At 73.1% G+C, this 23,893-nt stretch carries 22 protein-coding genes; 13 read left to right on the plus strand and 9 right to left on the minus strand.

Translation table 11 applies throughout. The features are described 5' to 3' along the window. Positions 1-8 precede the first annotated feature (8 nt). Positions 9-2,186 carry a translocation/assembly module TamB domain-containing protein gene (locus KZQ38_RS19695; RefSeq protein WP_257901807.1) on the minus strand — a complete coding sequence of 726 codons (2,178 nt, stop codon included), beginning with the start codon at positions 2,184-2,186 and terminating at the stop codon, positions 9-11. 104 nt (positions 2,187-2,290) lie between these two features. On the opposite strand from KZQ38_RS19695, the gene KZQ38_RS19700 reads away from it, so the two are divergent. Continuing rightward, positions 2,291-3,463, plus strand: a complete 1,173-nt coding sequence (locus KZQ38_RS19700) for an AI-2E family transporter (RefSeq protein WP_219443606.1) — start codon at positions 2,291-2,293, stop codon at positions 3,461-3,463. On the opposite strand, the gene KZQ38_RS19705 is transcribed toward KZQ38_RS19700, so the two are convergent. Next, a complete protein-coding gene (locus KZQ38_RS19705) occupies positions 3,438-4,157 on the minus strand; it encodes an MBL fold metallo-hydrolase (protein WP_219443607.1) in 720 nt (239 codons plus the stop codon). The two genes, KZQ38_RS19700 and KZQ38_RS19705, sit on opposite strands and share 26 nt — an antisense overlap. Positions 4,158-4,257: 100 nt before the next feature. Between KZQ38_RS19705 and KZQ38_RS19710 the strand changes: the two genes are divergently transcribed. Further along, positions 4,258-4,815, plus strand: coding sequence for a TetR/AcrR family transcriptional regulator (locus KZQ38_RS19710; RefSeq protein WP_219443608.1), 558 nt, complete (start codon positions 4,258-4,260; stop codon positions 4,813-4,815). 1 nt (position 4,816) lies between these two features. Here KZQ38_RS19710 and KZQ38_RS19715 read toward each other — a convergent pair whose 3' ends face one another. Next, entirely contained in the window at positions 4,817-6,013 is a 1,197-nt protein-coding gene (locus KZQ38_RS19715; RefSeq protein ID WP_219443609.1) for a GGDEF domain-containing protein, read from the minus strand. A 219-nt stretch (positions 6,014-6,232) separates the two neighbouring features. Between KZQ38_RS19715 and macS the strand changes: the two genes are divergently transcribed. Genes macS through KZQ38_RS19735 form a run of 4 tightly spaced genes read left to right on the plus strand, consistent with a single transcriptional unit; the run spans position 6,233 to position 9,109 of the window. Then, positions 6,233-7,339: a MacS family sensor histidine kinase gene (macS, locus tag KZQ38_RS19720; RefSeq protein ID WP_308258487.1), complete on the plus strand. Its 1,107-nt coding sequence runs from the start codon at positions 6,233-6,235 to the stop codon at positions 7,337-7,339. After that, the gene (locus KZQ38_RS19725; protein WP_219443611.1) at positions 7,336-7,989 is read left to right on the plus strand and encodes a response regulator; all 654 of its coding nucleotides are present in this window, start codon (positions 7,336-7,338) and stop codon (positions 7,987-7,989) included. Before macS ends, KZQ38_RS19725 begins: the two co-directional genes overlap by 4 nt. Then, complete coding sequence (locus KZQ38_RS19730; protein WP_219443612.1) at positions 7,986-8,561, plus strand: DUF1707 SHOCT-like domain-containing protein; 576 nt, start codon at positions 7,986-7,988, stop codon at positions 8,559-8,561. The genes KZQ38_RS19725 and KZQ38_RS19730 overlap by 4 nt, the downstream gene beginning before the upstream one ends. Continuing rightward, positions 8,558-9,109: a GNAT family N-acetyltransferase gene (locus tag KZQ38_RS19735; RefSeq protein ID WP_308258488.1), complete on the plus strand. Its 552-nt coding sequence runs from the start codon at positions 8,558-8,560 to the stop codon at positions 9,107-9,109. Before KZQ38_RS19730 ends, KZQ38_RS19735 begins: the two co-directional genes overlap by 4 nt. Here KZQ38_RS19735 and KZQ38_RS19740 read toward each other — a convergent pair. Then, positions 9,106-9,303, minus strand: coding sequence for a hypothetical protein (locus tag KZQ38_RS19740; protein WP_219443613.1), 198 nt, complete (start codon positions 9,301-9,303; stop codon positions 9,106-9,108). The genes KZQ38_RS19735 and KZQ38_RS19740 overlap by 4 nt on opposite strands. 157 nt (positions 9,304-9,460) lie before the next feature. Between KZQ38_RS19740 and KZQ38_RS19745 the strand changes: the two genes are divergently transcribed. The 7 genes from KZQ38_RS19745 to KZQ38_RS19775 all read left to right on the plus strand — a co-directional run bounded on the left by KZQ38_RS19745 (position 9,461) and on the right by KZQ38_RS19775 (position 15,770). Next, entirely contained in the window at positions 9,461-10,300 is an 840-nt protein-coding gene (locus KZQ38_RS19745; RefSeq protein WP_219443614.1) for a helix-turn-helix domain-containing protein, read from the plus strand. A gap of 16 nt (positions 10,301-10,316) precedes the next feature. Then, positions 10,317-10,511, plus strand: a complete 195-nt coding sequence (locus KZQ38_RS19750) for a DUF397 domain-containing protein (protein WP_219443615.1) — start codon at positions 10,317-10,319, stop codon at positions 10,509-10,511. A gap of 63 nt (positions 10,512-10,574) precedes the next feature. Then, positions 10,575-12,020, plus strand: coding sequence for an SDR family oxidoreductase (locus KZQ38_RS19755; RefSeq protein WP_219443616.1), 1,446 nt, complete (start codon positions 10,575-10,577; stop codon positions 12,018-12,020). A gap of 51 nt (positions 12,021-12,071) precedes the next feature. After that, positions 12,072-13,106 (plus strand): L-threonine 3-dehydrogenase, encoded by a 1,035-nt coding sequence (tdh, locus tag KZQ38_RS19760; RefSeq protein WP_219443617.1) that lies wholly within the window; start codon positions 12,072-12,074, stop codon positions 13,104-13,106. Then, the gene (locus KZQ38_RS19765) at positions 13,107-14,291 is read left to right on the plus strand and encodes a glycine C-acetyltransferase (protein WP_219443618.1); all 1,185 of its coding nucleotides are present in this window, start codon (positions 13,107-13,109) and stop codon (positions 14,289-14,291) included. It begins immediately after the preceding gene. A 67-nt stretch (positions 14,292-14,358) separates the two neighbouring features. Next, positions 14,359-14,904, plus strand: a complete 546-nt coding sequence (locus KZQ38_RS19770) for a hypothetical protein (RefSeq protein WP_219443619.1) — start codon at positions 14,359-14,361, stop codon at positions 14,902-14,904. After that, positions 14,901-15,770, plus strand: coding sequence for a LysR family transcriptional regulator (locus KZQ38_RS19775; RefSeq protein ID WP_219443620.1), 870 nt, complete (start codon positions 14,901-14,903; stop codon positions 15,768-15,770). Before KZQ38_RS19770 ends, KZQ38_RS19775 begins: the two co-directional genes overlap by 4 nt. 279 nt (positions 15,771-16,049) lie before the next feature. Here KZQ38_RS19775 and KZQ38_RS19780 read toward each other — a convergent pair whose 3' ends face one another. The 5 genes from KZQ38_RS19780 to KZQ38_RS19800 all read right to left on the minus strand — a co-directional run bounded on the left by KZQ38_RS19780 (position 16,050) and on the right by KZQ38_RS19800 (position 23,780). Continuing rightward, positions 16,050-17,681 (minus strand): phosphoenolpyruvate--protein phosphotransferase, encoded by a 1,632-nt coding sequence (locus tag KZQ38_RS19780; protein ID WP_219443621.1) that lies wholly within the window; start codon positions 17,679-17,681, stop codon positions 16,050-16,052. 109 nt (positions 17,682-17,790) lie between these two features. Further along, on the minus strand, positions 17,791-19,320 hold the full coding sequence (locus KZQ38_RS19785) for a protein kinase family protein (RefSeq protein WP_219443622.1): 1,530 nt from the start codon (positions 19,318-19,320) through the stop codon (positions 17,791-17,793). 37 nt (positions 19,321-19,357) lie between these two features. Continuing rightward, on the minus strand, positions 19,358-20,971 hold the full coding sequence (murJ, locus tag KZQ38_RS19790; protein ID WP_308258489.1) for a murein biosynthesis integral membrane protein MurJ: 1,614 nt from the start codon (positions 20,969-20,971) through the stop codon (positions 19,358-19,360). A gap of 14 nt (positions 20,972-20,985) precedes the next feature. Beyond that, on the minus strand, positions 20,986-23,238 hold the full coding sequence (locus KZQ38_RS19795; protein WP_219443624.1) for a DUF6049 family protein: 2,253 nt from the start codon (positions 23,236-23,238) through the stop codon (positions 20,986-20,988). Continuing rightward, positions 23,235-23,780, minus strand: a complete 546-nt coding sequence (locus KZQ38_RS19800; RefSeq protein WP_219443625.1) for an NUDIX hydrolase — start codon at positions 23,778-23,780, stop codon at positions 23,235-23,237. The genes KZQ38_RS19795 and KZQ38_RS19800 overlap by 4 nt, the downstream gene beginning before the upstream one ends. Between the last annotated feature and the right edge of the window lie 113 nt (positions 23,781-23,893).

Genomic DNA, 23,893 nt, shown 5'->3' on the forward strand with positions numbered 1-23,893 from the left:
CCCGCTGCTCAGACCCGCTTCAGCACCCGCGCCGCGCCGGCCGCCGCGGTCGACGCCAGGATCCAGCCGACGGCGATCAGCGAGCTGGAGATCCACTGCGACGGGCCGCTGAACTTCCACTTGCCGTCCTGGCCCAGGTCGACGATCGGGATCAGCAGGTCGACCGCGAGCAGCCAGGGGTTCCACGTGGGCGACTCGTCGTCGTTGAGCTTCGGCATCTCGTGGCCCAGGAACCACAGCGCGCCGAGCAGCCAGAACGCCGTCAGCCAGGCGATCGCGAGCCACGGCCGGTAGCCGTAGCCCACCGTCCAGCGCTGGAGGAAGCCCCACACGCGACCCGCCCGGCCCAGCTCCGAGTAGCGCCGGTGCTGCTTCTCCAGCTGCACGTGCTGCGCCAGCTCCTCCTCGCCACCGTCCCGGTACACGTTCGCGAGCTGCTCGTAGGGCCCCGGCGCGAAGTCCGGCTGCACCTCGCGCAGCCACCGCAGCCGCGTGCGCACGTCCACGGGCGGCGAAGAGGAGATCGAGCCGAACGTGAAGTCCTCCACGTCCACGCCACCGGTCGCCGCCCACAGCCCCGGCCCGTCCTGCACCGCCGTCGCACGCACCCGGCGCAACTGGACCCGGCCGACCGGCACGTGGTCCTCGTCCGGCCGCAGCACGAGCTGGCTCACCGTCAGCCCCTGCGCGTTCAACGCGATGCCGCTGTCCGGCCCGCCCAGCCGCGCGCCGGTGAACGTCGCCTTCTTCCCGACCTCGGCCAGCAGGATGCGCACCCCGCCGACCGCCGTGAACCCGTGGCTGCACAACAGGTCCTTGCCGACCGTCACGACCCGTGCGTCCAACGACGGCTTCACCGTCCCGTTGGGCCGGCGACGCGGCGACAGCAGGGACGCGCCCGAGCAGTCGAGCGTCGACCCGATCGCCGCGTTCTGGAGCCGCAGCGAACCCCTGGCCCGCAGGTCGCGCAGGAACAACGTGCCGCCGACGCGCAGCCGGTCGGCGAACAGCACGTCGATGCCCGGCCCGTGCAGTTGAACGCCCGACAGGCTCGCACTGCCGCGCACGTGCGCGTCCACCAACCGCACCTGCCCGTAGGCGCGCAACGCGGACTCACGCGCCCCGTCGCCCCGGAACCCGCCGTCGACCGCGCCCCGCGCCTCCAGGTCGCCGCGCACCTGGATGCCGTCCGCGTGCAACGCGACCGGGATGCGGTCCACGACCTCGCGGGCCACCAGGTCGTCCACCACCTCGCGCCGGCCGATCACCGCGCCGGACAGCCGCAGGTAGCCGCCGATCTCCGCGTTGGGCAGCCGGACCGTGCCGTTGGAGGTGAACCCGTCGTCCAGCTCCACGTTGCCCTCGACCCGCAGCCGGTCCGCGACCAGCGCGGCCGACTCGTCGGCGGTGCCGCGCGGGATCACCAGCACCGGCCGGTCCACGGCGCTGGTGCGCAGCCGCGCGCCGGAGAACACGACGTTGCCGCCGACCCGCGCGCCGTCCAGCAGGACGCGGCCCTCGGCGGTGAACCGGCCGCCCTCCTCGTCGCAGAACAGGTTGCCCGCGATGGTCGCGCCCGAGCCGTCGAGCGCGTTCTGGCCCGCGTTGACCAGCCGCGCGCCGCCCAGGTGCACGGAACCGCCGACGTCCGCGCCGTGCAGCCGCACCTCGCCGTCCGCGCGCAACGCGATGGCGTGGAGCGAGCCGGACAGCCGGACGCGGGCGGCGAGCAGCGCGTGGCCGCCGGCGCCGCGCAGGACCGCGCCCGCCAGCCGCAGCGTGCCGTCGACGGTGGCGTCCGTGAGGTCCACCACGCCGTCGCTGGTGAAACCGCCCTCCAGCACCAGGTCGCTGCCGACGCGCAGGTTCCGCGCACGCAGGCCGGGCACCCGGCAGCCACGCATCCGCAGCCCGACCAGGCGCGCCACCGCCAGCTCGGGTGCTTCCTCGAACGTGCAGTCCTGGAAGTCCACGACGTGGTCGACCCACGTGCCCTCGACCGCGAACAGCCCCGTGACGTGCGCGCCGACCAGCCGCAGCGCCGCGCCCGGCACGTGCTCGGCGAGCAACGCGGACAGCACCTCGCCGCGCACGGCGCGAGCACCTTCCGGCGCACCGGGGTCGAACCGGACGCGCGTCCCGGTCGCGTACGCGGCGCGCACTCGTTCCTCGACCGCACCCACCACGACCCGATCCGATCATCCCGGACGACTCGCCGTCACGGTTTTCGCGATGTTCGGCACGCTTGAGCAACGCATACGCCCGCCGTGATCGGGCTACGGTGATCCGTGTGAGAAGGACCGAGTCGGACGTGGACGCACGGGTGCCGCGGTTGCTGCGCGTGAGCGCCGCGCTGAGTTGGCGGTTCGTCGCCGTGGTCGCGGCGCTGTACGTGGTCGGCATGGTGGTCGGTTACCTGGCGACCATGGTGATCCCGGCGGGTGTGGCGTTGCTGCTCGCCGCGCTGCTGTCGCCCGCCGTGGCGCAGCTGACGCGGGTCGGCGTGCCCAGGGGGCTGGCGACCGGGCTGGTGCTGATCGGCGGCCTCGCCGTGGTGGGCGGGGTGCTGACGTTCGTCATCACCGAGTTCTCCAACGGCCTGCCGGAACTCCAGAAGCAGGTCAGCGCGAGCCTGGACACCATCCGGGCGTGGCTGCACGACGGGCCGCTCCAGCTCAGCGACCTCCAGTTGCAGCAGTACCTGGACCGGGTGCTCCAGACGATCAAGGACAACCAGGCCGAGATCACGTCCAGCGCGCTCACCACGGCGGCGACCGTGGGCGAGCTGCTGACCGGCCTGCTGCTGGCCCTCTTCACGCTCATCTTCTTCCTGCACGACGGCGACGGCATCTGGCGGTTCCTGGTGCGCGCGGTGCCGCCGGACGTGCGTGAGCGCGCGGACGTGGCCGGTCGGCGCGGGTTCGCCTCGCTGGTGTCCTACGTGCGGGCCACGGCGCTGGTGGCCGTGGTGGACGCGGTCGGCGTCGGCATCGGCCTGTGGATCGTGGGCGTGCCGCTGGTGGTGCCGCTGGCCGCGCTGGTGTTCCTGGGCGCGTTCATCCCGATCGTCGGCGCGGTGATCACCGGCGCGGTGTCGGTGCTGGTCGCGCTGGTCGCCGAGGGACCGGTGGCGGCCCTGGTCGTGCTGGCCATCCTGATCGGCGTGATGCAGCTGGAGAGCCACGTGCTCCAGCCGCTGCTGCTCGGGCGGGCGGTGAAGCTGCACCCGCTGGCCGTGGTGCTCGCGATCACCGCGGGCCTGGTGGTGGGCGGTATCGCGGGCGCGCTGCTGTCCGTGCCGCTGCTGGCGGTGCTGAACTCCGGCATCCGGTCGCTGCTGTCGGACTCCGACCGGAGCGTGCGCCCGAAGGACGTGGACGTGCTCGAACCGCAGGAGACCGGTCCGCCGGACACCGGCGGCACCCGCGAGGCGGACGTCAACGACGACCGGCGACCGCGCTGACCCGGCGGACGGCCTCCTCGACGCCGCCCTCCCAGGGCGCGCCGTGGCCGGGGACGAGCCGGGTCGCCCGGACGTCGGCCAGCCGGTCGAGGGACGCCAGCGCCTCGTCCGGGTCGTCGGTGAACGGGGCGGGCTGGGGCCCGCGACCGCCGGTGAGGATGTGGCGGGTGGTGAGCGCGTCGCCCACGAAGACCGCGTCGGCGACGGGCACGTGGACGGCGACGCTGCCGGGTGAGTGACCGGGCATCCCGATGACGCGGGGCGCGCCGGGCAGGTCCAGGACGTCGCCGTCGGCGATCTCGACCACCTCGGTGAGGTAGGTCGTGCGCAGGCCGCCCTTGCGCGCGGCGTACCCGAGGAAGCGGGCGGTGGGGCCGAGCTTCACGGGACCCCACGCGGGCTGCGTCCTGGTCTCGCCACGCGCGCGGGCGGCGTCGGCGGCGTGGACGTAGGCCGGGACGCCGTGGTCGCGGCGGAGGCGTTCGGCGAAGCCGAGGTGGTCGGTGTCGCCGTGGGTGAGGACGACGCCGCGGATGTCGTGGACGGAGCGGCCCAGGGCGGCCAGCTCGGCGGTCAGCTCGCGCCAGTGGCCGGGCAGCCCGGCGTCGACGACGGTGATGCCCTCGTCGGTGACGATCAGGTGAACGGCCACGATGTCGTTGCCGATGCGGTGGAGGTGGTTCCCGAGCTTCATGGCGGCCTTCTCCCGTCGCGGTGTTGATGGCTACGGTACATAGCCATCATGGCTATTGTCCATAGCTATGATGGGGGCGACACCGACCGGAGGAGCACGGATGCCCACACCCGACCGGACCTCGCTCGCGGAGATCGTCGCGACCGCACAGGACATCGCGGAGGAGGAAGGGCTCGCGAACCTGACCATGCAGGCCGTCGCCGTCCGCGTCGGCGTGCGCGCGCCGTCGCTCTACAAGCGGGTGCGCAACCGCGACGACCTCGTCCGGCTGGTCGCCGAGGCCACCGTCCGCGAACTCGGCGAACAGCTCGACGCGGTGGCCGTCGGCGGCGACGCCCGCACCGACCTCGCCGGGTTGTGCCGGGCGTTCCGGGCGTTCGCGCACCGCCGCCCGGCCGGCTACCACCTGGTCTTCGCGGGTCCCGCGGCGAGCAGGCCCGCCGTCACCTCGCTCGCCACCGCGGCGACGGCCGTGCTGCGCGTCGCCGGCGCGCTGGCCGGGCCGGACGATGCGCTCGAAGCGGCGCGGACGATCACGGCCTGGGCGCACGGCTTCGTCGGCATGGAGCTGGCGGGCGCGTTCAACCTGGGCGGCGACGTCGAGCGGGCGTTCGAGTACGGGGTCGCCCGGCTCGCCGACGCGCTCGCGCGGGCGTGAGTCAGGCCATCTCGACCAGGTTGCGGCCGTAGCCCTTGGCCGCGAGCAACGCCGCGTCCGCCGCCACCAGCAGGTCCGGCAGCTCGTAGCCGTACCGCTGGGTGGTGGCCACGCCGATGCTCACGGTCAGGCCGGTCAGCAGGTGCTCCCGGCCGTCGGTGCCGACCGTCGCCACGGCCAGGTCCTCCACGGCGTGCCGCACGCGTTGCGCCACGGACCGGGCGACCGCGGGTTCGGCGTCGGGCAGCAGCACCACGAACTCCTCGCCGCCGAACCGGCCGACCAGGTCGCCCCGCCGGACCGTGCCGGACAGCAGCACGGCCACCGCGCTCAGCGCCGCGTCGCCCGCCAGGTGGCCGATCCGGTCGTTGACCCGCTTGAAGTGGTCCAGGTCCAGCAGCAGCACGGCCATCGGCCGGTTGCGGGACCGGGCCTTGGCCAGTTCGTAACGCGCGCGGCCGTCCCAGTGCACGGCGTTCGCCAGGCCGGTCTTCGCGTCCCGCTGCGCGGAGCGCCGCCACTGCGGCAGTTGCGCGGCCCGTTCCAGCAACGCCATCGGCGCGGCGGCCATCAGGGCGTGCACGGGTGTGGTGGTCGCGGCGAAACCCATCAGGCCGCCGATGCTCACCGCGACGATGCCCAGCACGGCGTCGATCGGCTCGCCCACCACCTCCTCGGTGGCGGCACGCGGGCTGCGCAGCTTCAGGCCGATCGAGACCAGGACGGCACGCACGACCAGCAGGACCAGCGCGCCGAACACCATCACCGGCAACTGCTGGTCGGGCTCGCTCCAGCCGATCAGGTACCGGGCGGCGAACACCGACAACGCCGTGGCGGACAGGGTGAACACCCAGCGGTGCGACTCCGGGCGCTGGGCCAGCACGCCGTGCAGGGCGGGACCGAACAGCAGCAGCACCAGCAGGTTGCACGGCAGCGCGACCACGCCGGCCGTGAGGTAGCACATGTGGGCGGCCCACGGGTTGCGCTCGGTCTCGCCGATCCGGTGGCTGAAGATCGAGCTGCCGATGATCACCGCGCCCGCCGTGCCCGCGATGGCGCCGAACCGGGCTATCTCGGCGGAACCGGGCTGGGGCGAGGAAGCGATTACGTACACAACCACCGCGAGCGCGAGGAGGTCGACGAGCAGCCAGTAGGCCAGGGCGGACTTCCGCAACGTCCACAGTGGCCAATCCCGCACGCTCAGCCCACCCCCCGCGGTCGTAGGAGTCGAATGGCGCGGTGTCCCTTCAGAAATCGCAGCCAACACGTCACACCCAGTAATGCCGGCAAGCCTTTCACACATGTCGTAGTGGGAACAGACGTCCACCTGGGGGTTAGCTGCGCCACTCCGACACGGCAAAATCAACGGCGAAGGGAGCACACCGTGCACACAAAGGCCGCACCAGGGGGTCCATCGGTGACCGAGGACCCGGTCGCGCACCTCTGGCGGGGAACCGTCGCGTTACGCATCGTGACGTTCCTGTTCGCTCTGGGCAACGCAGCCGTGCATCACAACACGTATGCCAGGCCATGGCTCGCGTGGACCGTTATCGGCGTGATGGCGGCGTGGTCGGTGTTCACCATCCAGGCGTACAGCCGGGAGAGCGGTCGCCGACCGTGGGTGGTGTCCGCGGACCTCGCCGTGGCGTGCGGGTTGATGTCGTTGTCGCAGCTGATCATGACCGACACCCAGTTCCTGGCGAACGTCCCCCTGATCACCACCATCTGGGCGTGCGGGCCGGCGGTGGCCGCGGGCGCGCTCGGCGGGCAGGTCGCGGGCGGCCTGTCGGGGCTCGTCGTCGGCCTCTCCACCTACCTGAACCGGGGCACGCTCACCGTGGACCTGGTGCGCGACGTGGTGCTGCTCGCCGGTGCCGGGCTCGTGGTCGGCATGGCGTCCAGCACGGCGCGGCGCGCGGCGGTGCGGTTGGCGCAGGCGCTGCGCGCCGAGGCGGCCACGGCCGAGCGCGAACGGCTCGCCCGGTCCATCCACGACGGTGTGCTCCAGGTGCTGGCGCGGGTCCGCAAGCGGGGCGTGGAGCTGGGTGGCGAGGCGGCCGAGCTGGCGGAGCTGGCGGGCGAGCAGGAGGTGGCGCTGCGCTCGCTGGTGGCCGCCGCGCCGGCGGAGTCGACTGTGGACGGTGACGCGGACCTGCGCCCCGCGCTGCAACTGCTGGCCACGCCGAAGGTCCAGGTGTCCACTCCGGCCACCCGCGTCATGCTGCCCGCCGCGACGGCGTTCGAGCTGACGTCCGTGGTCCGGGAGGCGTTGTCCAACGTGGACAAGCACGCGCCCGGCGCGAAGGCGTGGGTGCTGCTGGAGGACCTGGGCGAGGAGGTCGTGCTGAGCGTGCGCGACGACGGGCCCGGCATACCGGAGGGCAGGCTCGCGTCGGCCGAGGCGGAGGGGCGGCTGGGCGTCGCCAAGTCGATCCGGGGCCGGGTGGAGGCGCTGCGTGGGACCCTGGAGCTGCAAACCGGGCCGGGGGAGGGCACGGAGTGGGAGGTGCGGGTCTACCGATGAGCGTGTCCGTGATGGTGGTCGACGACCACCCGCTGTGGCGCGACGGTGTCGCGCGGGACCTCGCCGAGCGCGGGTTCGACGTGGTCGCGACCGCGGGCGACGCGGCGTCGGCGGTGCGCATCGCGCGTGCCGTGCGGCCCGACGTGGTGCTGATGGACCTCAACCTGGGCGGGCCGTCCGGTGTCGAGGCCACCACCATGATCACCGGGTCGCTGGAGGGCACCAGGGTGCTGGTGCTGTCGGCGAGCGGCGAGCACGACGACGTGCTGGAGGCGGTGAAGGCGGGCGCGTCGGGCTACCTGGTGAAATCGGCGTCGGCCGAGGAGCTGGTGGAGGCGGTGAACCGGACCGCCGCCGGCGACGCCGTGTTCACGGCCGGGCTCGCGGGCCTGGTGCTCGGCGAGTACCGCCGCATGGCCGCCACGCCGGACGTGGACAAGCCGCAGCTCACCGACCGCGAGACGGAGGTGCTGCGGCTGGTCGCGAAGGGCCTCACCGCGCGGCAGATCGCGAACCGGCTGGTGATCTCGCACCGGACCGTGGAGAACCACGTGCAGTCCACGCTGCGGAAGCTGCAACTGCACAACCGCGTCGAGCTGGCGCGGTACGCCATCGAGCAGGGGCTCGACGTCGAACCGGAGGGGACATGACGGATCCGAGGCAGTGGCGGGTGTCCGACGCCGAGCGGGAGCACGTCGTCGGCGTGCTCCAGAAGGCCATCGGGCGCGGGTTGATCACGTTGGACGAGTTCACCGAGCGGGCGGACCGGGCGCTGGCCGCGCGGACCCGCGAGGAGCTGAACGTCGTGCTGCTCGACCTGACCGGCGTGGTGAACACCGAGCGGCCGGTGGCCGTGGTCGCGCCGCCGAAGGAGCGGATGGAGCTGAAGTCGACCATGTCGTCCATGGTCCGCAAGGGCGCGTGGGTGGTGCCGCAGGCGTTGCTCGTGCGCAGCCGGATGGGTTCGACGGACCTGGACTTCCGCGAGGCCGACATCCAGCACCCGGTGGTGGACGTCGAGCTGGACGTCGCGGGTGGGTCGGTGACCATGGTCGTGCCGGACAGCGCCACGGTGGACGCGAACGACGTGGAGATGTCGGCCAGTTCGTTGCGGGACAAGGTCGGCGGGGTGGGCGGTCGGCCGCACTTCGTGGTGCGGGGGCGGATGACCATGGGCGCGTTGGAGATCAAGCGCAAGAACCGCTGGTTCCGCGGCGCGTGAGCTGGGTGGGGGAGCGGGTCCGGCTGCGGGGTGTCGAGCCGGAGGACTGGCGCGCGTTCATGCGGTTCGACGAGCACGTGTCGGACATGCGGGACGGGGATCTCGTGCACCCGCCCCGGTCGGCCGCGGGGTACCGGGCTTGGGCGGAGCAGGAGGCCGTGCGGGACGGCGGTGACGAGTTCCGGCTGGCCGTCGAGGTCGGTGGGGAGCTGGTCGGGTCGTTGTCCGCGTTCGGGGTGGACGCGCGGGCCGGGCGGTTCGGGTACGGGATCGGGATCGGGCGCGAGCACCAGCGGCGGGGGTACGCGGCGGAGGCCGTGGTGCTGCTGCTCGGGTTCATGTTCGGTGAGCGGCGGATGCACAAGTGCGAGGTGTCGGTGCACGCCTTCAACGAGGCGTCGATCGCGCTGCACGAGAAGCTGGGGTTCCGGCGGGAGGGCGTGCTGCGGGACCACGAGTTCTTCGCCGGACGGCACCACGACGTGGTGTTGTTCGGGCTGACGGCGGCGGAGTTCGCCACCCGCCACCCGTTCCGGCCGGTGCGCTAGGCGCGGCGGATCTCGGCGAGCGCCGCCTGGCCGGCGGTGATCAACTTGGCGAGGGCGTGCGCGCTGAAGGTCAGCTCGACCTGCCCGCCGGGGAAGGTGAACTTCGCCCAGTCGCGGCCGGTCTGGTGGTCGATGCGCACGTCGTCGTCGAAATCGGCGGCGGTCCAGAGTTCGGGCTTCGAGCCGTTGATCATGATTCGGGACCTCAATCAGAAAGTTACTAGTTTGATTACCTAGCCTCCGTGGAATGGTATTGGGTAAGTTGCCCAGGTCCCGGTAGCCAAACGGGTGAATGTCCGGCCGAGCGGCAGGATGTAGGCGCTCGCACCCCCAGACCGGAGGACCGACCGCATGACGGCACCAGCAGCCACGACGTACCGGGTCGTGCTCGGCATCTTCCTGCGCAGCCTGCGGGAACGGGCCGGCCGCACGCCGACCGAGGTGGCCCAGCGGTTCGGCTGGTACGGCGTCGGCAAGGTCAGCAAGCTCGAAGCGGGCACGGTCCGGCTCACCGAGGAGGAACTGGGCCGCCTGCTGGACCTGTACGACGTCACCGGCGCGGAGGCGGCGAAGGTCCACGAGTTCGGCGGCCTCGCGCGGGCGCGCACCAGCGCCGGCCGGACGCCCGCGTGGGGCGACACCTACCGCGTCCTGGAAGCACACGCGGCCGAGATCAAGACCTACCGGGAGACCATGCTGCCCGGCACCGTCCAGACCGAGGACTACGCGCGGGCGCTGCTCTCCATGTCGCTCACGACCCCACCCGCCGAGGTCGCCAACGCGGCCCGCGAGCGCGCCGCCCGGCAGGACCTGCTGACCGCCGACGACCCGCCCGCGTACTGGCTCGTCGTCGCGGAACCCGCGCTGCTCCGGCCGATCGGCGGCGGCGAGGTCTTCCGGGCGCAGTTGCGGCGGCTGCGTGAGCTGATCGACCTGCCGAACGTGACCTTCCAGGTGCTCCCGCTGGAGGCGGGCGAGCACCACGCGCTCGGCACGCCGTTCACGTTGCTGCGGCTGGCCCTGCCGGCGCTCACCGTCGCGTACCTGGAGGGGCTGACCGACGCCAACTACCTGGACCACCCGAAGGCGACCGACGTGTACGCGCTCGCGTTCGACCGGCTCCGGGTGACCGCCCTGGACGACCGCGCATCGGCGAAGATGCTGGACCGACGGATCAACTCGCTCAAGTGACGAAAGGGGTAGCGGAATGCCGGCCCCGGAATTCCCCACCGCACGCTGGCGCAAGGCCAGCTACACCGAAGGCAACGACAACTGCGTGGAGGTCGCCCACGTGACCCGCGGGGTCGCCGTGCGCGACTCCAAGAACCCCGACGGCCCCGTCCTGACCTTCAGCCCCAACGGGTTCGCCGGGCTGCTCAACCACCTCAGGTCCCACGCCTGACCGCCGGGGGCCGGCCGACCGCCCCCGCGTGCGCGCCGGGCGGAACACCCCCAGGATCGGGGGATGCGCTGCCTTGTCACGGGTGCGACCGGGTACCTCGGCGGTCGGCTGGTGCCCCGGCTGCTGGCCGAGGGGCACGAGGTCCGGTGCCTCGTGCGCGATCCCGCCAAGCTCCGGGACGTGCCGTGGGCCGACCGGGTGGAGGTGGTGCGCGGCGACGTGCTCGACCCGGCCACGCTGACCGCCGCGACGGCCGGCGTCGACGTCGTCCACTACCTCGTGCACTCGTTGCGCGACAAGGACTTCGCCGACGCCGACCGCCGCGCCGCCGAGCACACCGCGCGCGCCGCGGCACAGGCCGGGGTGCGGCGGGTCGTGTACCTCGGCGGGTTGCACCCGAGCGGGCCGTTGTCGCCGCACCTGGCTTCCCGCACCGAGGTCGGTGACGTCTTCCTCGCCTCCGAGGTGCCCGCCGTGGTGTTCCAGGCGGCGGTGGTGATCGGGTCCGGGTCGGCCAGTTTCGAGATGTTGCGCTACCTCACCGAGCGGCTGCCGGTGATGGTCACGCCCCGCTGGGTGCACAACCGCGTCCAGCCGATCGCCGTGCGCGACGTGCTGCGTTACCTGGTGGAGGCGGTCGGGCTGCCGGACGGGATCAACCGCACCTTCGACATCGGCGGGCCCGACGTGCTCACCTACCTGGACATGATGCGGCGGTACGCGGTGGTGGCCGGGCTGCCCCCGCGCAAGGTGCTGCCGGTCCCCTTCCTGACGCCGCGGCTGTCCTCACATTGGGTGAACCTGGTGACCCCGGTGCCCCGCGCGATCGCCGTGCCGCTGATCGAGTCGCTGGTGCACGAGGTGGTCTGCCACGAGGACGACGCGCGCCGCCTGCTGCCCGGCCCGGTCACCGGCTACGACCGGGCGGTGGAACTCGCCCTGGCCAAGGTCCGCGACGCGGACGTGGAGACGCGGTGGTCCGGCGCGTCGGTGCCGGGCGCGCCGTCGGACCCGCTGCCGTCCGACCCCGGGTGGACCGGCGGTTCGTCCTACGTCGACGTCCGGGAACGCCGGACGCCCGCCTCGCCGGAACGGCTGTGGGCCGTCGTGGAGGGCATCGGCGGCGAGCACGGCTGGTACTCGTTCCCCCTGGCCTGGGCGGTGCGCGGGTGGCTGGACCGGCTGATCGGCGGTGTCGGGCTGCGGCGGGGGCGGCGCGACCCGCGTCGGCTGCACGTGGGTGAGGCGCTGGACTGGTGGCGGGTCGAGGAGGTCGAACGGGGCCGGCTGCTGCGGCTGCGGGCGGAGATGCGGGTACCCGGACTGGCGTGGCTGGAGCTGCGCGTGGCACCCGGCCCGGGTGGCGGTTCGGTGTACCGGCAGCGGGCGGTGTTCGTGCCGCGCGGGCTGGCCGGGCACCTCTACTGGTGGGCCGTGTGGCCGTGGCACGGGCTGGTGTTCGGCGGCATGGTCCGCAACATCACCAGTGAAGCTGAGCTTACAAGCTGATTCAGAAAGTCCTGATGGACTACACAAGCGCGACGGGAGCACACTGCCGGCATGAAGGCACTGGTCAAGGCGGCCGCGGGGCCGGGGCTGTCGCTCACCGACGTCCCCGACCCGACACCCGGACCCGACGACGTGGTCGTCCGGGTGCTCCGCACCGGCATCTGCGGCACCGACCTCCACATCGACTCGTGGGACGACTGGGCCGCGCACAACATCACCGCGCCGCTGGTCGTCGGGCACGAGTTCGTCGGCGAGGTGGTCGCCACCGGTCCCGCGGTGACCGGCGTGCGGATCGGCGACCTGGTCAGCGGCGAGGGCCACCTGGTGTGCGGCACGTGCCGCAACTGCAAGGCGGGCCGCCGCCACCTGTGCGCCCACACCCGCGGCCTCGGCGTGCACAGCGACGGCGCGTTCGCCCAGTACGTCGTGCTGCCCGAGCAGAACGCGTGGGTGCACCGCGCACCCGTCGACCTGGACGTGGCCGCGATCTTCGACCCGTTCGGCAACGCCGTGCACACCGCGCTGTCGTTCCCGGTCATCGGCGAGGACGTGCTGATCACCGGCGCGGGCCCGATCGGCATCATGGCCGCCGCCGTCGCCAAGCACGCGGGCGCGCGCAACGTCGTGATCACCGACGTCAGCGGCCACCGGCTGGACATCGCGCGCAAGGTGGGCGTCGACCTCGCGCTGGACGTCACCGAGCGCACCATCGCCGACGCGCAGGCCGAGCTGGGCATGTCCGAGGGCTTCGACGTCGGCATGGAGATGTCCGGCCAACCGCAGGCGCTCCAGGACATGATCGGCAACATGGCCCACGGCGGCCGGATCGCGATGCTCGGCCTGCCCGCCGGGCAGTTCGCCGTGGACTGGAGCAGCGTCGTGCTGAAGATGCTGCACATCAAGGGCATCTACGGCCGCGAGATGTTCGAGACCTGGTACTCGATGTCCGTGCTGCTGCAACGCGGCCTCGACCTGACACCGGTGATCACGCACCGGTTCGACTACACCGCGTACGAAGAAGCCTTCGCCACCGCCCGCGAAGGCAAGTGCGGCAAGGTCATCCTCGACTGGACGGGAGCCAACTGAATGTACGGCGCCATGCGCGACGACCTGCGGGCCGGACTCGACGAGATCCGCGAAGCGGGCCTGTACAAGGCGGAACGGGTCATCGGGACACCCCAGAACGCGGCCGTCCGGGTGGGCGCGGGTGACGAGGTGCTGAACTTCTGCGCCAACAACTACCTGGGCCTCGCCGACCACCCGCGCTTGATCGCAGCCGCCAAGGACGCGCTCGACCGGTGGGGCTTCGGCATGGCGTCCGTGCGGTTCATCTGCGGCACCCAGGAACCGCACAAGGAGCTGGAGAAGCGCCTGTCGGAGTTCCTCGGCACCGAGGACACCATCCTCTACAGCTCCTGCTTCGACGCCAACGGCGGCCTGTTCGAGACGCTGACCGGCCCGGAGGACGCGATCATCAGCGACGAGCTGAACCACGCGTCGATCATCGACGGCGTGCGCCTGTCCAAGGCCCGCCGCTACCGCTACAAGAACCGCGACCTGGACGACCTGGAGCGGCAGCTCAAGGACGCCGCCGACGCGCGGTACCGGCTCATCGCCACCGACGGCGTGTTCTCCATGGACGGCTACTTGGCGCCGTTGGACGACATCTGCGACCTGGCCGACCGGTACGACGCGCTGGTCATGGTGGACGACTCGCACGCCGTCGGCTTCACCGGCCCGACCGGGCGCGGCACGCCGGAGCTGTTCGGCGTGCAGGACCGGGTGGACATCGTCACCGGCACGCTCGGCAAGGCGCTCGGCGGCGCGAGCGGCGGTTACACGTCCGGGCGGGCGGAGATCGTGGCGATGCTGCGGCAGCGGTCCCGGCCGTACCTGTTCTCCAACTCGCTGGCGCCGTCCATCACGGCCGCCTCGGTCGCGGCGCTGGACCTGCTCAGCTCGTCCGGCGAACTGCTCACCCGGCTGCGTGACAACACCCGCCTGTTCCGGCAGCGGATGACCGACGAGGGCTTCGACCTGCTGCCCGGCGAGCACCCGATCATCCCGGTGATGATCGGCGACGCGGCGGAGGCGTCGCGGATGGCGGACCTGCTGCTGGAGCAGGGGATCTACGTGATCGGCTTCTCGTACCCGGTGGTGCCGCACGGCAAGGCGCGCATCCGGACCCAGATGTCGGCCGCCCACTCGACGGACGACGTGAACCGCGCCGTGGACGCGTTCGTGGCCGCACGCGCGTTGATGCACGGCTGATCCGTTCGGGGGAACCCGGTAACGACTGCCCCGGTTCGGCCCACCTCCCCGGTGAGGGGGTGTGCCCATGTCCGAACCGAGGCAGTCGTCCCACGTCGAGGGCGACCGGAACCACGTCTTCCAAGGCGGGCGCGACGTGCGCGTCCGGCACGCCGGTGACAAGCACCGGCACTTCAGCTTCCGCGGCGTCGGGCTCGGGGTGCTCGCCGCCGCGCTGCTCGGCGGTGGCGGCGTGGCCGCCTACCGGGTGGTGGCGGAACCACCCGCCGGTCCGCCACCGGCCCGGGTCGCCGACGCGGTCGGCACCTGGGAGCTGGCGCCGTCCGGCAGCGTCGCCGACCTGCCGTCCAAGCTGGTGGTCGGTGCCGACGGGGCGTTCCGGCTGGACATCGCGGTGGTGTTCGACCTGCCCAACGCTCACGGCGGGCTGCCGCCGATGGAGTTGCACTGCACGGGTGAGGTGGAGGTGGCCGACGGGCGGCTCGCGTTCCAGACAACCGCCGGCCCGTGCGGCGGGATGGGCGCCTCGGTCACCGGGCGGCGGCTGGACCTGGACCTGTCGTCGGGTGCGGACAAGCAGGTGCTGTCGCTGGTCAAGACAATGGACGGGTGATCGACCCCAGACGCCTGCGCGTGCTGCGCGCCCTTGCCGACCACGGCACCGTGACCGCGGCGGCCACCGCGTTGCACCTGACGCCGTCGGCGGTGTCGCAGCAGCTCGCCGCGTTGGAGGCGGAGGTGGGGCAGGAGCTGCTGCGCAGGCGCGGGCGGCGGGTGTCGTTGACGTCGGCCGGTGAGCTGCTGGTGGGGCACGCGCACGCCGTGGCGGCCGAGTTGGAGCGGGCGCGGGCGACGCTCGCCGGGCTCGCCGCGGGCACCGCCGGGCTGGTCGAGGTGGGCAGCTTCGCGTCCGCGATCACGCAGGTCGTGGCGCCCGCCATGGCGGCGCTGCGGTCGTCCGCGCCGGGCGTGGTGGTGCACGTGCGGGACGTGGAGGGCCACGCCTCGGTGCCGCTCCTGCTGGACGGCGAGATCGACCTGGCGATCACCGAGGAGTACCGGCCGAAGCGCGACGACGGCCGCCTCACCCGGTTCCCGCTCTACACCGAGCCGTTCGACGCCGTGCTGCCACCGGCGCACCCGCTCGCGGGCGCGGTGGCGGTGGACCTCGCGGCCCTCGCCGACGACGAGTGGGTCGCACCGCCGCCCGGCAACCCGGTCCGCGACGTGGTGGAGCTGGCGTGCGGCGGCGCGGGGTTCGCCCCGCGCATCACGCAGACGTCGAACGACTTCACCGCCATCGGCGCGCTGGTCCGCGCGGGCGCGGGCGTGGCGCTCGTGCCGCGCCGCGCGGTGCGGGGCACGCCGGTGACCGGGGCGATCCCGCTGCGCCGCGTCTTCGCCGCCGTCCGCAAGGGCGCGGAGGACCACCCGCTGGTGCGGGTGGTGTGCGCGGCGATCACCTCGGTGACGACCTAGGTCCTCAAAGCCGGAGCACGACCCGGACCGCCCCCGCCGGCGCGGGGAGGACGGCGGTCAGGCGGAGCGCTAACTATCAGGCAGGCTCCCTGATAGATACGCGGGCCGGGCGCTATCTATCAGGGAGGCTCCCTGATAGATACGCGGGCCAGGCCCTAACTATCAGGCAGGCTCCCTGAAAGTTTCGCGGCGGCGACAGCCTTCAGGACACCCGCTGGGGCGGGGAAGGCGTCCGACCTCGGGTCGGCAGACCCACCACACCACCTCCGCGGGCAGGCCCTAGTGCGGCGCGCGGGCGGCGAGCTTCGCCGCCGCCGGGTCGGCCGCCGAGAGCGCGCCGCGAGCCGCGAGCTGGCACAGGTCGAAGCTGGTGGACGCGAGCTTCGCGCCGACGCCGGCCAGCGCCGCGTGGTTCATGGACAGGCTGGTCACGCCCAGACCGGTGAGCACGCACGCGAGCAGCGGGTCCGCGGCGGCCTCGCCGCAGACGCCCACCGGCTTGCCCAGTTCGGTGCCCGCCTCGCCGACCATCGCGACCAGGCGCAGCAACGCCGGCTGCCACGGGTCGTTGAGCGCCGCCACGGCGCCGACCTGCCGGTCCGCCGCGAACACGTACTGCGCCAGGTCGTTGGTGCCCAGCGACACGAAGTCCACGACGGCCAGGATCTCGCGCGCGGCCAGCGCGGCGGCCGGGATCTCGACCATCACGCCGGCCCGCTCGACACCCGCCTTGCGCGCGCGTTCGACGAACCACGCCGCTTCGGCGGCGGTCGCGACCATCGGCGCCATCACGGAGACGTCCGCGCCGGTGTCCTTCGCGGCCAGTGCGATGGCCGTGAGCTGGCGGTCCAGCACGTCCGGCCGGTCGAACGCCACCCGCAGGCCGCGCACGCCGAGCGCCGGGTTCGGCTCGGGCTCGGGCGCGAGGAAGGCGAGCGGCTTGTCCGCGCCCGCGTCGAGGGTCCGCACCACCACGGGCTTGCCCGCGAACGGCGCCAGCACCGCCGCGTACGCCGCGCGCTGCTCCTCCACGGTCGGCTCGGCGGTGGAGGACAGGAAGCAGAACTCGGTGCGGAACAACCCGACGCCCTCCGCACCGGCCGCCGCTGCCGCCGCCGCGTCGGCGGGTGAGCCGACGTTGCCCAGCACCTTCACCCGGTAGCCGTCGCGCAGCGCGCCGACGCCGTTCCACTCGGGCTTGCCGCCGGCGCCCGCGGCGAGCACGGTGCCGTCGGACTCCTGGACCACGCCGGTGTCGCCGTCCACGGCCAACGCGGCGACGTCCAGCGCGAGCACGCCCCGGCACGCCACGACGGCCGGGATGCCGAGCGAGCGGGCGAGGATCGCGGTGTGCGAGGTGGGCCCGCCCTCCTCGGTGACCAGCGCGAGCACCTTGGCCGGGTCGAGGCCCGCGGTGTCGGCGGGCGCGAGGTCGCGGGCGACCAGGACGCTCGGCGCGGCCAGCTCGGGCACGCCGGGCGCGGGCACGCCGAGCAGCTCGGCGATGATCCGGTCCCGCACGTCGCGGACGTCGCGGGCGCGCTCGGCCATGTACCCGCCGGCGGCTTCGAGCGCGGTGATGAACCCGGCGGCGGCCTCGTGCACGGCACGCGCGGCGGGCAGTTCGCGGTCCGCGACGAACTTCTCGGCCTGCGCGAGCAGCGCCGGGTCGGCGGCCATGGCGGCGGTGGTCTCCAGAACGGCCTTCGCGTCGCCGGTCGCCTGCGCGGCGCGGGCGAACAGCCGCTCGGCGACGGCGTCGGCGGCGGGCCGGACGCGGGCCGCCTCGGCGGCCGGGTCGGCGGGCGCGGGCGTGGCCGGGGGTTCGCCCAGCGGTTCGGCCACCCGCACCACGGGCCCGGCGGCCCGACCTGAACTGACACCGACACCGCTCAGCCGCGCGCTCGACATGGTCTAGACCATACCCTTCGGGTCGACGGGACGTGAACAGCCAACGCCACCACCCGCCGTTCCGCTACCGCAAACCCCGAGCGCCACCGACCCGGGGCGCGGCAAGCGATCACTGGGCCCGCGTGTACACGACTTCGGCGATCTCCGACCGGTTGTTCCGCCCGCTGCCCGCCAGCTTGGTCACCCACAGCAGCACGTGCTGCGTCGCCTCGTGCTCGTTGACCTGGATCTGCGTCTGCCCCGCGGACAGGGTGGCGTTCGCGATCACCTTGGTCTCCTCCAGCGGCGCGCCCTCGGAGGCCGCCACGCGCACCTCGACCACCGTGCCCTCGCTGGGCGAGGTGACCGTCACCGAGGCCAGCTTCACCGGTTCGGCGAACGACGCCATCAGCCCGATGCCGGGCTTGAGCGCCGGGAACGGCTCGAAGTAGTTCTCCGTCTGCCACACCGTGGTCGGGTTGTTGTCCACGGCCCGGCTGGCGCGGTTGGCGTTGTCCGGCTGGTTGGTCACGTCGTACACGCCCACCGACCCCGGCTGCACGGGACCGGCCGGTGTCGGCGCGGGCGGCGCGGGCTTGCCGGAGTCGGGTTGCGCGGACTGGCCGATCACGACGGTCGGGCCGCCGCCCTTGGTCGGCTCGTCGCTGAAGAAGCTCACGATCTGCACGCCCAGCCACACGACCACGGCCAGCGTCGCCACGGCCAGCACGGCGACGCTGATCATCAGCTTCCGCTTGCGCTCCTTGTCGCGCACGGGCCGCCGGGTCGTCCACACGGCACCGTCGTCGCTGTCGTCGTCGTCCGGCACGGGCTGGATCAACGCCGTCTTCGCCTCGGACTCCGCGATCCGGTCCAACACCTGGAGGATCGCCGCGGACGTCCGGATGCCGCCGACGCTGGTGTCCTCCAGCGACCCCACCGCGACCGACGACAGCTCGTGCGGCACGTACGGGTGCAACGCGCTGGGCGCGATCACCGCGCCGTCCGGCCCGGTCGGCGCGGCGGGCACGCCGTCCGGTCCGCCCGGCAACGGCCACCGACCGGTGAGCAGCAGGTACAGGATCGCGCCGAGACCCTTGACGTCGTCGCGCGCGATCGCGTCCGGCCGGGGACCGGGGAACGCGAGCCGCAACCGCCCGTCCGGCGTCACCCGGATGCGCTGCGGGTGGTCCGCGCCGAGCACCAGGCCCGCGTGGTGCGCGCCCTCGATCGCCGCGCCCAGCGGTTCCAGCAGCTTGGTCGCCGCGCCGGCCGGCAGCGGCCCCTCGGCGACCAGGTCCACCAGGTCGGTGCCCTGCGTCCACTCGGCGACGACCAGGCCGAGGATGCCCTCGTCGAACCGGATGCCGGCACCCGGCGTCAGCACGTCGATCACCCTGGCCACGCCGGGGTGCGTGAAGCTCGCCGCGTGCATGGCGCGCTCGACGGTGCGCTTGGCGCGGGCGAGCGCCGCGTGGTCGGTCGGGTTGCCGACCAGGACGGTGAGCGCCACGTCCCGGTTGAGCTGGCCGTCGCGCCCGCGCCAGAGGTGCGCGGCACAACGCCGGTCGATCCCGGACCGGGCCAGCAGCCGGTACCGGCCGTCGCCGATCACCCCGCCGGGCACCAGCGAGGTGTTCTGGATCGGGCCGCCGCTCACGCGCCCGAGCGTACGGGAATCGGCCCGCGGGGCGCGGTCATCGCCGCCGCGCCAGACGCATGATCTTGTTCATCGCTGGTGCCACCTCGGGGACGCGGAACAGGGCGAGCAGGGCGAAACTGGCCGGCAGGCCCACCACCGTGAGCACCACCAGCTCCACCCAGGCCGTGGCGACCGGTCCCTCCGGACCCAGGACGCGGACGGCGAGCCACGCGGCGCCGGCCGCGACCGCGAAGCCGATGGCCGAGGCCACCACGGTCAGGCAGATCGTCCACGCCGTGTACCCCGTGCGCAGGCGTCCCAACCGCACCCTCAGCCACACCTGCCCGACGAGCGCGCCGACGACGAAGCTCAACGACATCGCGATGGACACGCCCACCGCGAGCTTCTCGCGCGGCGCGAACTCCAGGAACCCGTACAGCAGCGCGATCCGCACCACCACGATGACCCCCTGGATCAACGTGGGCGTCCGGGCGTCCTTCAACGCGTAGAACACGCGGAGCTGGAGCAGCGTGACCGCGTACGGCACCAACCCGAACGCGGACAACGCGAGCGCCGTGCCCATCCGCTCGCCGCCCGCGATCCCGGACTCGCCGTGCGAGAAGACCGCCAGCCCGATCGCCACGCCGGCGACCGTCATCAACGCGCTGAACGGCATCAGCAGGATCGCCGACATCCGGTTGCCGAACGACAGGTCGCCCACCAGCGCGCCGGTGTCGTCGGCCGCCGCGGCACGCGACATCTTCGGCATCAACGCGGTCAGCAGCGACACGCCCAGCACGCCGTACGGCACCTGCGCGACCAGCCACTGGTAGTTGTACGCGGTCAGCGCGCCCTCGGCGTTGAGCGCGACGCGGGTCAGGATCGCCATGCTCACCAGGCCCAGCGCCACGTACAGCAGCACCCAGAACGCGAGCCCGCCGAACTCGGCGAGCCGCCGGTCCCAGCCCCACCGCCAGCGGAACCGCAGGCCGGTGCGCCGCATCGCCGGCAGCAGCACGGCCGCCTGCACGGCCACGCCGAGCATCGTGCCCAGGCCGAGCACCAGCAGCTTCGGCTCGCCCATCCGCACCGGGTCCAGCGAGATCTCGCCCGGCATCAGCCAGTACACGACCAGCGTGATGATCACGACCACGTTGTTCAGCACCGGTGCCCACGTGGGCAGTCCGAACACGTGGCGGGCGTTGAGGATCGCGCCGAGCAGCGCCGACAGGCCGTAGAACACGATCCCCGGCAGCACGAGGTAGGCGAACGCCGTCACCAGCTCCGGGTTGGCCTGGTCCGAGCCCTTGGTGAACATCGCGGTCAGCAGCGGCGCGCACGCGACGGCGATGACCGTGCCGACGCCGAGCACCACGGTCGCCATGGTGATCAGCCACTGCGCGTACGACTCGCCGCCGTCGCCGTCCTCCTTCTCGGCACGCACCAGCAAGGGAATCGCGACGGACGTGAGGACGCCGCCGAGCAGCAGCTCGTTGATCATCGTCGGCAGCGTGGTGGCCGCCTGGTACGAGTCGTTGAGGGTTTTCGCGCCGATGATCGTGATCAGCAACAGCTTGGACAGCAGGCCCGAGACCCGGCTGACGATCGTGGCGATCGCCATCGAGCCGGAGGCACGCGCCACCGACGGGGGCTTCCGCTGCTCGGTCACCGTGGACGTTCCGCTCAACTCGTGCTCGACTTCTCGGCTGTGACGCCCCTGGCGTCGTTCGGCACCGCCGCCGCCGCGGCCCGCGAGGCACGCGCCCGCCGGTAGATGCGCCGGGCGGACAGCAGCACCAGCAGCGCGGCGGCGAGGACGGTGATGACGATGGTGATGGTCCCGTAGGCGGAGGAGGAGACCTCCAGCCGGGCCCGTTCACCGAGTTCCACGCCGTCCGGCGTGGTGAGCCTGATGTGCACCGGGAACCGCCCGGACCGCAGCACCTCCACCGGCACGGTGAGCTGCCGGTCGCCACGCGCGGGCAGCACCTGGTCCGGCAACTGCTGGGCGATGATGCCGGGCGTCTCCTCCACCACGATCCGCACGGTGACCCGCACGTCCAGGCGGTTGCGGACGGTCACCGGGATGGGGCTGTCGCCGGACGCGAGCAGGATCGGGCTGTTCGGCTCGGTCACGGTGACCTTGCGGCGCAGCTCGTCGACCTGCTCCCGGGCGTTGCCCAGGGCGATCCGCGCGCCCGACTCGTTGCCGCGCCACGCGCCGGACGTGGCACGCAGCAGGCCCAGCCGCAGCGGGTCGACCAGCGCGTTGGGCGCGGTGGACGCGGCGTCCTGCTGGCTCATCGCCCGGGACAGCTCCTGGAGCCCCTGCCACGACCCGGCGACCTCGGCGGTCACCGCGGGCGGGACCTCGTGCGCGCCGGACTCGACCGGGTAGCTCAACGCGGCCTGCTGCTCGGGCAGCGCGCCCAGCAGCGCCTGGAGCCCGACCGGCGTGGCGTACCCGGCGGCCACCAGCGACTTGGTGATCTGGAGGAACGTGTTGACCTCGCCGGTCGGCGCGTTCCAGCGGCGGGGCGGGCTGATCACGACCTGCTGCCCGTTGCCCTGGAACCCGGTGCGGTAGGCGAGCGCGGCGAGCGCGTTCTGCACGGACACCGGGCGCGTCTCGACGGGTGTCGTGATGCCGCTCGCGGTCCTGGCGGTGGCCGCGCCGCGCAGCGCGTCGGACACCATGCCGTCGATGCGGACGGCGGTGACCTGCTTGCCGTCGGCGTCCAGCCGCACCGGGCCGGTGCCGGGCGTGCCCGCGACGGCGGCCTGGTCGAGCACGAGCGACGTGACGCCCTGGGCGCTCAGCTCGGTCAGCGCCTGCTGGTCGACGACGCCGTCGGCGGGCCACGCGAGGCCGGGCTGCGCCTGCACCTGGAGCACCTCGCGCACCACGTCCGCGCCCTTGGCGGCGAGCGCGGTCAGGTCGGTCAGCCCGGCGCGGGCCAGCGCGACCAGGTCGGCGTCCGCGTCGGGCAGGGCCACCACGCACCGGCCGCCCGCGAGCAGGCGCAGCTGCGCCAGCCACAGCTCGGCCTCGTTGCGGCCCTTGCCCGCGCCCTGGCCACGCACCTGGTAGCCCTTGCTCATGGCCTGCACGGTGCGCAGCAGGTCGGGGTCGACGGCCAGGCACACACCCGTGCCCAGCGGGTCGCCCAACGCCGACTCGTACCCCTTGAGCAGGCCGTACAGGCGTCCGCCGAGCGCCAGCGAGGACGCCAGCTCGTCGTCGGACAACACCGGTTCCAGGCCGCCGCTCACCATGCGGGGCTGGTCGGCCAGCGGCCACAGCAGCGTGATCCGCGCCGGGTTGGCCGGCACGCCGAGCGCCTCGCCGTCCGGCACCGCGAGCACCGGCAGCAGGGTGCTCAGCGCGGCCAGCCGGGCGCGGTAACCGCGGTCCAGGCTGCCGTTGATGTTCGCCAGGATCGGGTAGACGCCGGGCCGGTCGATGCGCAGCGACGTGTTGTCGGGTCCGCGCACCGGCACGGTCAGGGTGAACGGCTTGCTCTGCCCGACCTTCAGCTCGTCCGCGATCCGGGTGAACCACGGCTGCACGAACTCGGCGTCGGTCGGCTCGCGCAACGCCTGCCGGACGGCCTCCTCGCTGGTCAGCGCCTCACCGCGTTCGAGCCGCAGCTCGATGTCGGTGATGTCCCGGTCACCGGTGTTGATGATCTTGCCGGTGACCGTGACGGAGTTCGCGCCCGCGGTGACCACCCGCGGCGACAGCTCCTCGATGTCCAGCCGCAGCAGCGGTTGGACGGTCTGGCCGGGCTGGTTGGACGCCGGGCGGGTCGCCCACACCTGCGTGGCGGGCGCGGGTCGCACGGGGATGCGCCCGCCGTCGACCGGCGCGGCGACCGCGGGCGTGCCGGAGATCAGCACCCCGGCCACCGCGAGCGCGGACAGCAGCCGTTTCACGCCCACTCCGCTCCGTCCACGTTGGCGTCGGCCAGGTCGGAGCCTGTCCGGTCAGGTCCGAGCAGCTCGACGGCGCGGCGCACCAGACGCCGCTCGTCCGCGTAGGCGAGCCGCTCGTCCAGTTCGCCAAGGGGCACCCACGCCACCTCGGTGACCTCCACGTCTTCGTCGGAAAGCTCGCCGCCCAGCGCTTCGAGGAGGAAGTGGTGGACGGTCTTGTGCACCCGGCGGTCCTCGGCCACGAACCAGTAGTCGATCGAGCCGAGGGGCCGGAGCACCCTGCTATGAATACCGGTCTCCTCGGCGACCTCGCGCACCGCGGTCTGTTCCGCGGTCTCGCCGGCCTCGATGTGACCCTTGGGCAGTGACCAGAGCAGCCTGCCACGCCGGTCCAGCCGACCGATGATCGCGGCGGCCCGGCGGCCGTCGTCGAGCACCAGTCCACCCGCCGAGGTCTCGTCGACCGTCTTCAGGCGGCGGCCGCGGCGTCGGTTCCGGCGCCTCGGCTTGGGACCGCCGGAGCGACCGGACGAGTGGGGCATGTCCTGATGGTAGTGGTGAGCAGCGATTACAGGTGGTGCGTGGCCGACTCCGCCGAGTGACATGATCAACGTGTGATGTTCGTTGCCCACGCCGCGGGTGGGTACTCTGGCTC

Source organism: Saccharothrix obliqua, from assembly GCF_019375475.1.
GTDB lineage: Bacteria > Actinomycetota > Actinomycetes > Mycobacteriales > Pseudonocardiaceae > Actinosynnema > Actinosynnema obliqua.

Coding starts and splice junctions, on each gene's coding strand:
- KZQ38_RS19755 (WP_219443616.1), top strand. CDS start 10,575: ATGCGCTGCCTTGTCACGGGTGCGACCGGGTACCTCGGCGGTCGGCTG.
- KZQ38_RS19750 (WP_219443615.1), top strand. CDS start 10,317: ATGCCGGCCCCGGAATTCCCCACCGCACGCTGGCGCAAGGCCAGCTAC.
- KZQ38_RS19800 (WP_219443625.1), bottom strand. CDS start 23,780: ATGCCCCACTCGTCCGGTCGCTCCGGCGGTCCCAAGCCGAGGCGCCGG.
- KZQ38_RS19705 (WP_219443607.1), bottom strand. CDS start 4,157: ATGAAGCTCGGGAACCACCTCCACCGCATCGGCAACGACATCGTGGCC.
- KZQ38_RS19710 (WP_219443608.1), top strand. CDS start 4,258: ATGCCCACACCCGACCGGACCTCGCTCGCGGAGATCGTCGCGACCGCA.
- KZQ38_RS19765 (WP_219443618.1), top strand. CDS start 13,107: ATGTACGGCGCCATGCGCGACGACCTGCGGGCCGGACTCGACGAGATC.
- tdh (WP_219443617.1), top strand. CDS start 12,072: ATGAAGGCACTGGTCAAGGCGGCCGCGGGGCCGGGGCTGTCGCTCACC.
- KZQ38_RS19725 (WP_219443611.1), top strand. CDS start 7,336: ATGAGCGTGTCCGTGATGGTGGTCGACGACCACCCGCTGTGGCGCGAC.
- KZQ38_RS19745 (WP_219443614.1), top strand. CDS start 9,461: ATGACGGCACCAGCAGCCACGACGTACCGGGTCGTGCTCGGCATCTTC.
- KZQ38_RS19740 (WP_219443613.1), bottom strand. CDS start 9,303: ATGATCAACGGCTCGAAGCCCGAACTCTGGACCGCCGCCGATTTCGAC.
- KZQ38_RS19780 (WP_219443621.1), bottom strand. CDS start 17,681: ATGTCGAGCGCGCGGCTGAGCGGTGTCGGTGTCAGTTCAGGTCGGGCC.
- KZQ38_RS19730 (WP_219443612.1), top strand. CDS start 7,986: ATGACGGATCCGAGGCAGTGGCGGGTGTCCGACGCCGAGCGGGAGCAC.
- KZQ38_RS19770 (WP_219443619.1), top strand. CDS start 14,359: ATGTCCGAACCGAGGCAGTCGTCCCACGTCGAGGGCGACCGGAACCAC.